The 7,945-nt window shown below is 33.4% G+C and carries 7 protein-coding genes; 2 read left to right on the top strand and 5 right to left on the bottom strand.

Features of this window, described 5'->3' with window-relative positions; genetic code table 11:
• Positions 1–161: 161 nt before the first annotated feature.
• A complete protein-coding gene (locus tag ACOQFO_RS07860) occupies positions 162–653 on the bottom strand; it encodes a helix-turn-helix domain-containing protein (protein ID WP_421689134.1) in 492 nt (163 codons plus the stop codon).
• Between the two features lie 187 nt (positions 654–840).
• Between ACOQFO_RS07860 and ACOQFO_RS07855 the strand changes: the two genes are divergently transcribed.
• Positions 841–1,170 (top strand): hypothetical protein, encoded by a 330-nt coding sequence (locus tag ACOQFO_RS07855; protein WP_421689133.1) that lies wholly within the window; start codon positions 841–843, stop codon positions 1,168–1,170.
• Positions 1,171–1,564: 394 nt separating this feature from the next.
• Positions 1,565–2,038 carry an IDEAL domain-containing protein gene (locus tag ACOQFO_RS07850; RefSeq protein ID WP_421689132.1) on the top strand — a complete coding sequence of 158 codons (474 nt, stop codon included), beginning with the start codon at positions 1,565–1,567 and terminating at the stop codon, positions 2,036–2,038.
• Positions 2,039–2,545: 507 nt separating this feature from the next.
• Here ACOQFO_RS07850 and csaB read toward each other — a convergent pair.
• From csaB to ACOQFO_RS07830, 4 genes are all read right to left on the bottom strand, one after another.
• Entirely contained in the window at positions 2,546–3,625 is a 1,080-nt protein-coding gene (gene csaB / locus ACOQFO_RS07845; RefSeq protein ID WP_421689131.1) for a polysaccharide pyruvyl transferase CsaB, read from the bottom strand.
• A gap of 62 nt (positions 3,626–3,687) precedes the next feature.
• Positions 3,688–5,607 (bottom strand): DUF5693 family protein, encoded by a 1,920-nt coding sequence (locus ACOQFO_RS07840; RefSeq protein WP_421689130.1) that lies wholly within the window; start codon positions 5,605–5,607, stop codon positions 3,688–3,690.
• A 21-nt stretch (positions 5,608–5,628) separates the two neighbouring features.
• Positions 5,629–7,185 carry a putative polysaccharide biosynthesis protein gene (locus ACOQFO_RS07835; protein ID WP_421689129.1) on the bottom strand — a complete coding sequence of 519 codons (1,557 nt, stop codon included), beginning with the start codon at positions 7,183–7,185 and terminating at the stop codon, positions 5,629–5,631.
• Positions 7,182–7,922 carry a WecB/TagA/CpsF family glycosyltransferase gene (locus ACOQFO_RS07830; RefSeq protein ID WP_421689128.1) on the bottom strand — a complete coding sequence of 247 codons (741 nt, stop codon included), beginning with the start codon at positions 7,920–7,922 and terminating at the stop codon, positions 7,182–7,184. The genes ACOQFO_RS07835 and ACOQFO_RS07830 overlap by 4 nt, the downstream gene beginning before the upstream one ends.
• Positions 7,923–7,945 lie beyond the last annotated feature (23 nt).

Here is a 7,945-nt window from a genome sequence, read left to right as displayed (position 1 = left end):
TCTCACCTTTCCAATTGTTTGTTTCGTCACTTACAATTATAGAAAAGGAGACGATTTTTTTCTTTAATAAATTTTTTTGATTTTTAAACAAAACGAGACTGCCCCTAGTGGAAAAATCTCCACTTATGGGACAGCCCCATTTTATTCTAATAATTTATTTATTATTCAATAGAATCTTCATCGTCAGGTGTTCTATCACTTAACTGAGCATTGAGTAAATCATCATATACAACGAGAATTTGTCTTAGTCCATTTAAATACAATCGACGTTTCTTTGAATCCATTGTTGAGATAAAGCCTAGTAGTTGTCTTAGTTCTGAAGAGTCATTGATAAGATCGTATAAGGAATCTGTTACGCCTGTTATATACTTTTCGCGCATATCCTTTAACCGGATTGCTGCTTCTTCAGCGGACTCTCTAGTTTTACGGCGAGGGCGATCAAGAAGCATGTCCAAGAACCGATCATCTGGAATTTGAAATACTTCTTTAATTATTGGAAGGTATGCCATAGGAATTGGACGTTCACAGCGTTCATAGTTGGAATATGTATTTGGAATAATTCCAAGCATATAGGCTGCTTCATTTTGATTAATATTTAATTCTTCACGATATTCCTTTAAATGCTTTCCAAATTTCGAAACCTCATTCTTCATTCTCTCACCATTTCCTACTATTTTCTTATAAATTTAGCGAACTCTTAATAAGAAAATTAATATCCCCTCAGAGCGAAGAGAAAAAATACTTCACCACGAAGGGATTTACAAATTTTGATAAAATTTGAGTAGAATAGTATATTGAAGGAGTATAGTATAATTACATATTTGAATGGAGGAACCGCAATTGAAAAGGTATGAAATTATGATACCGCCGTCGACAATTGGTCAATTACGTAAATCTGACTTTCAATGGACTTTTACTATATTTGAAGATGTTGAGTACCGATGTCGTGCACAATATACATCAAGGGAATTATACAAAAAATTTAAAGGGATTTCTGTAGGTGGAGTACTTTATGATTTACTCATCTTTGACTTTAAAGAAGGGGTTTTAATCTTCGAAACAAGAGAAACGATGAAACATAAAGTCTTTAACATTTTGAAATTCCTTACAATACATACATCACCTTCATCTCGGACTTATTTCATCAATAGAAAAAAAGTGATGGAGTAAAGTAAGATTTCAATTTTACATTAGATCGAACCACTTCGAATGGACAACCATTAATAAAACTACAAACCAAAAAACACTTCACATATATAAAATCAATTAACTAAAAGTAAAAAGTTTTAGTTTGAAAACATGAAATTCCTATATTAGACAAAATTCGCTCTTCTGTTGAAGTTTGAAAGATGAAAAGTCTGGGGAACATATCATTATCAGGAACTTACAATCGTATAAATGAATAAATGGATATTTTGTACACTTGAAAAGTCAAAATACACATAAATCGTGTAAGCAATTTTTCATCAGCAAAATGGGTCATTTCGTTAATTTGCTTACAATTGTTAAGTTAAAAATATGTTAAATCCAGTTTCAAAAAACTTCTATTATTAGGAGGAGAAAGATGATTCATGTTCAATATATGAAGCCTTTCTATACGAAAGTAACCGATAACAATTTACGATTAGTATTTGCTTATCAATATTTTTCCATCATGAAAGACAATGAGTTGTATCAATTTATTCCAGTGGATGGGAAAGAGATGATTATTAATTTGAATACGATGCAAATTGAAAATCTATCAGAGATATTTGTTTTTCAGCGCGGAAACCGCTTTATTCGTTATCCACTTTATCAATTACTTGTTCAATCTGATGTTCACGATCATTTAATGCCAATTATCGATGAAGCGGTAACGCAAAAAGAAACGGTAAATCTTGTTACGAGTAAAGAAGAAGAGGAAATTGACGGTATTATTACGATACTTGAAGAGAGAAACCTTGAACGTCTAATCGATGAAGCGCTAGCAGAACGAAATGAAGCATTATTCTATGATTTAGTTGTGAAGAAAGAGAAATACAAATCAAAAAGTGGTTAATCTTTATAAAGTTATTTGAAGAGAAGAACATTTGTAAAGCCGTTATATATGCTCGTCTTATAATAGACTTCATAAACGGCTCATACGGAGGAAATGACAGCATGATATTTCAACAAAATTAGAAAGCACCTCGATTTTTAAAAATCAGAGGTGCTTTTACTTGTTCAATAGAAGGTTGAGAAAGACGGATATCAGAAAATTTTAGGGAGGGGAAAGCTAACATTTTAGATGGCAAAAAACAAAATTTATATTCGCTATGAGTTAAAAAAATGAATAATCGTAACAACAATACCAGAACTGATAATCCCGAATATCCAATCTTCTTTACTTAATGAGAAAAATTTTGTATTCATTCGTATCCCACCTTCTGCTGATTATTGATATTATTTCCAAAATTGATATATCTATTCATATAAGTTCGTAAAAATTGTAAATCATTCAATAGATTAACTAATGTAAACAATTGGAGTATGAAAAAACCGAGGGCACAGGCCCACGGTTTCATCTCTATAACTTTGAATTAAATAGTTCCAAAGCAAGACTTGCTGTTTTAATAGCTTCACCTTGCAGCGTTCCTACACGAGTATGAATCTCCTCTTGCAGCAAATCTCCATTAGTTAACATTTCCGAAGCTAAGTCAAACAACTGTTGTCCAGTCCACGTATCTGCCTCAACATGTCCAATAATAGGCTGATTTACAATTTGTGCAAATGCATCAATTTTAGGATCATATGAGATGGCAATAAAAGGTGTATTTTGGATTGCGGAAAAAATTAATGAATGTAGTCTCATTCCAATTAACAATTTAGATTTCCCGATAACTGCAATTTTTTCTTCAATCGATAAATCACCAGGTGCTATGACGCTTTTCTCATTCATCAAATTAGCAACAGCTTGAGAGGCTTTTACATCATGTTCTCCATGCATCGGTACAAAGATGATTGTATTTCCACTTTGTACAAGTAAATCTAAACTTTGAGCAATTTTTTGCATGAATGGAACAGTTGATGGCCAGTCACGTACACTCACCGAAACATACGAACTAAAAGGCTGTACATTCAACCACTCACTCTTAAAATCATTACCACTAAGGCCAATCACTGGATCAGGGACGATTGTAATTTCCTTCTTGATACCTATCTGTTCAAGTAATTCTCTAGATGCTATATCTCTTACTGTGATTTTATCTACCTTGTTTAACATGTGTTTTATGATAAATTTGCTAATCCATTTATCGATTGGGCCCATACCTTGTGCGTAAATAAAGACTGGCTTTTTGTGTTTTTTTGCGATTCGCATGATTCCTGTATAGTATGGAATCGATTTTAACCCAGTTTTATCTTGTAACAGACTACCTCCACCACTAACTAAACCATCGGATTCTTTTAACACTGCACTAACTTCTTTAATCTTCCATCTATTAATAGCTTTAACTCCATAAGTTTTAGCAGTTACTTCTGGGTTATTGGAAAGTACAGTGATCTCAATATCAGAGTTCAACTTTCTGAATGCCTGGATAATAGAGTACAAAATGGCTTCGTCTCCAACATTATCAAATCCGTAATAGCCAGATAGAACAATATGCACTAGAACCACCTCAATCTTTAAATTTTTGCATGTTGAATTTACTAAAAAGTTTTACTTTTAGATTATAAAGAGGAAGTCCATTTAGCTTTTGCTTTTGATATAAATTTGCACACAATTTTGTAGATCAAGATAAAAACAAGACCAATAACAAATCCTAGAACAACACTATATAAAGTGCGAAGTAGGGAAATTCCGATAGGGATGTGTAAATGTGTAAATGTATTTACAATCGATAAGAATCCAATCACACCAGGAATAAGGAAAATCATACCCCATTTACGGTTTTTACCCATTACATAAAGTGCTAATACAAAGAATGGGAAGCCAATTAAAAATTCTTTTGTTCTTGGTCGTACATATAGAATATCCTCTTGTAATTGTCTGAACGTCAACTCCAAATTACTTACAGGACCTGTATTTCCAGTTCTACTAATGTAAAATAATCCGATACCAGCAGCAATGACAAATAATACTAAATGCCAATATTTCACTTCTTTATTCAACAATGTAACGGTCTGATTTAGCCCGTTTTTCATACCACCAGAAGCAATATTAGTCCAAGCAAAAAATACAAATAGAACGATTCCTAAAATCGGAATCACATATACGAGCTTGACTCCTTTAAAGACATCATACCCGGTGATAAATCCATTTCCATTTAATAAACCAATAACGATTGCAATCCCGATTAAGCTTATCCCAACAGCTTTTGCATATTGAAGGAATATATTGCTAATACGAGTTGAACCATTTGATGCTTTTACTACAGCATAAATTGGTGTTATACAGGCAATGATTAGTGCAAAAACTTGTAAGAAAAGAATTCGATCTAGCGCAAAATATGCTATAGCTAATAGTGCCATTAATCCAGTCATGAGAATACGTAAAATGTTTGACTTTAGTAATTCAGAAACTAAAAATGTATAAAGAATTCCAGCTAGTAAAATAACTCCTGTTACCCATGCAGGAATAGATATTCTATCAAACAATTTAGGTGCGCCAGCTGTAAAACTAGATGGCATTTTTTCTTGAACACCTTTTAAAAATTCAGTTGCTTCATTTAAATTATCTTCTGCAACACCTTTTGTTCTTATGTGATAAAAAATGGATTTAATATTACGTTCTTTTAAAGCGCGGATGGTACGATCGATACTATCAGATACAGTTAATGATGTTTCTTTATTTACATCTATACTAAGTAAACGAATAATATCGAATTTCGTGCTTCTGGCGAATGTTTCTTCACCTTTAAGAATATTACCTTCAATAGAATAATAGTAATAACCAGCATCTTGTAGTTTTTTTATTAAATCATCCTGATTTGAGTGTCCAAAACCAATTGTTTCTGTGCCTGAACCTAAAATACCTGATACGCGATCGTTTTTTAACGTAACAAGTTGATCAACGATGTTTTCATTCACGTACTCTTCGCTATTTTTAGCACGGAATACATGGAATAGGCCGTGTTTATTAATTTTTTCAATTGATGATTGGTTATATCCAATTGGAGTGTCAATTAAATAATGCCCATTATCTTTTGGAAGGAAATAGAATTGTTCTCCACCAATCTCAACTTCTTCAGGTTGAATCGTTTCCTTTAAAAATTGTTGTGTTTCGGACTCCTTCGGTACACTGATATATAAACCTAATTTCTCAACATCAAATTCATCAATGTAAGGTGTAAAACGGAGTAAACTTGCTAATTCATGTTCCTCGTATACTGAAATAGTTCCTTGCTTTTCCATATCTTCTAATGAAGCAGCCTCTAAACTAACTGTTGTAAGTCCTGCTTCTTTTAAAGTTGAGAGGACATCATCTACAGTTAAGTCGCTATTATCTGCAACATAGACTATTTCGCTATAAGGAATAATAATTTCGTAATTTGTGCTTGAAGTTTCCACTTTCCACCTGTTTGCAAGGCCAGGTATAGAAATGATAAGTAGTAGAATTACAGCAAACCATAACCATTTCTGTTTCAACATATATGTTTCATCCTCTCGTAGTTATTTGAACTTTTTTCCGATGATAGGAAGTTGTTTCAAATCTTGCTTAGTAATCGTTCTCGTAATCAGTAATAAGGCCATGTAAATAATTCCTCCAATGACTATTGCAACAAATACATATGATAATGCAAAGATCCTTGACCAATTATGTAAATTGAACAGTAATGTTGGAATACCTACAATAATAGCCATTACAATAGACGAAATAATAATCATAACGACTTGTCGATTGATAATAGAATAACGAATTCTTTTGAAAATAAATAGTGAATTTACAATAAATAACAAAATATATACCAATAAAGTTGAAAGAGCTGCACCATCTAATCCATAAGCTTGAATAAGGATAATGTTAGCAAGTACTTTTAATAATACACCGCCAATAATAATTGTTGCGGCGATTTTTTCACCATTCATTCCTTGTAAAATACCAGTACCTAAAATTGTTAACGAGGTAAATACGGAACTTATGTTAATAATGGCTAACATCGTGCTACCTTCTAAATCCGTAAACAAAGCCAAATTGATCGGCAATGTTAATGCAAATAAACCAAGCGCAGCCGGCCAAGAAATAAGATGTGTCATTCGATGAGTACGTTCTATTACGTTACGTGTACCTAGTAAATCCTTTTCCGCTAACTTTTTAGTAACTAGGGGTATTAACGGTAGAATAATGGAGGTTGCAAAAACCGTGGCAATTTGAACCAATGTTTGTCCACGTCCATAAATCCCGTATAAGTAGTTGATTTCATTATCTACTACACCTAAATTACGTAGACTATAAGTAACTGTAAATGAATCAACGAAATTAAATAATGCCATCATAACTGAACCGATTGCAATTGGAATCGATAATTTTAATATGATTTTACTCCTTGATGTAAAAACTCCGAATGTATACTTCACGCTTGATTTTGCTCTATTAGAAGAACGGGCAAATTTAATACGCAGATAAACTAATGACGCTAGCGCACCGAATACTGAGCCAATCATGACTCCACCCGCGACTATTTCATTTGAATAATTCAATGAAACAAGTACATAGGCAATAATAAGTATAAATCCAACACGTATCAACTGTTCAAGAACTTGTGAAATGGCTGTTGGTTGCATAATTCCAAAACCTTGGAAAAATCCACGATATACAGCCATATAAGGAGCGACTAACAAGGTAATTGCAACAACTATGAGTGCAATACGAGTTGATGGACCTCCAAGTGCATTTGCAATACTCGAAGAAAAACCGTAAATAATGGAGAAGCTAAGCACACCAAAAGATAGTGCTAAAATACTTGCAGTCACATAAATTTCCTTAACTTTATGCGGTTCATTATTGGCATTTACTTCGGCGATTAATTTGGAGATTGCAACCGGAATCCCTGCAACAGATAGATAAAGTGCTACCATATACACGGGATAAACCATACTAAAAATACCTAGGACTTCATCACCTGCGATATTTTGTAAAGGAATTCGAAAGATACTTCCTAAAATTTTAGATAATAGGGTAGCAACAGTAAGAATTAGTGTGCTTTTTACAAAAGTAGACTTACTCATTTTGACTGCCCCTGACGTTCACGGCTAAGCTTTCTAACCTTTAAAGCGAATTTTGGAAGTACAAGCATTCTTCCAAAGCGACTAGGTTGGCGTAGCAGGCGATAGAGCCATTCAAGATTTAATTTTTGCCATATTTTAGGAGCGCGTTTCACAGTTCCTGCAATAACGTCAAAAGAACCACCAACACCCATGAAAACGCCAAAATCAAATTTCCCTATATTCTGAGAGATCCATTTTTCTTGTCTTGGAACACCAAGTGCAACAAAAACAAGATCTGGTTTTAATTCAGATATTCTTTCTGCAATATTGTTTTGATTCCAGTCGAAATAGCCATCCTGGTATCCGACGATATCAACCTGAGGATAGGTTGCATGAATGTTTTCAACTGTTTTTTCGATTGTTTCTTTTTGTGCACCTATTAGGAATATTTTATATCGCTTCTCATTACCAACTTCAAGAAGCCTAATCATCGTATCATAACCAGTTACTCTACCTGGGAGAGGATTTCCAAGCATTTTTGCAGCTTTTACGATACCAATACCATCAGCACATATATAAGTTGCTTGTTTGGTAATGTTCATCAGTTCTTGATCTTCATTAGCTTTCATTACGACTTCGGGGTTTGCCGTAATGACAAAGGTTTTTTCTTTGTTTTCGATTCGTTTTTCAAGTAATGCGACAAAATCTTCTTGAGTCGTATGTAAAAAAGGAACATCCATAATTGTTACAAATTTCATTGTGTATTCAAACCTTTCATTAA

This window comes from Ureibacillus sp. MALMAid1270 (genome assembly GCF_049202975.1).
Classification (GTDB): Bacteria; Bacillota; Bacilli; order Bacillales_A; family Planococcaceae; genus Ureibacillus.
This window is presented reverse-complemented; position numbering and strand designations above follow the sequence as displayed.

Excerpts from the sequence above, each read along its gene's own strand:
- ACOQFO_RS07830 (WP_421689128.1), bottom strand. The coding sequence starts at position 7,922 with ATGAAATTTGTAACAATTATGGATGTTCCTTTTTTACATACGACTCAA.
- ACOQFO_RS07850 (WP_421689132.1), top strand. The coding sequence starts at position 1,565 with ATGATTCATGTTCAATATATGAAGCCTTTCTATACGAAAGTAACCGAT.
- ACOQFO_RS07840 (WP_421689130.1), bottom strand. The coding sequence starts at position 5,607 with ATGTTGAAACAGAAATGGTTATGGTTTGCTGTAATTCTACTACTTATC.
- ACOQFO_RS07835 (WP_421689129.1), bottom strand. The coding sequence starts at position 7,185 with ATGAGTAAGTCTACTTTTGTAAAAAGCACACTAATTCTTACTGTTGCT.
- ACOQFO_RS07860 (WP_421689134.1), bottom strand. The coding sequence starts at position 653 with ATGAAGAATGAGGTTTCGAAATTTGGAAAGCATTTAAAGGAATATCGT.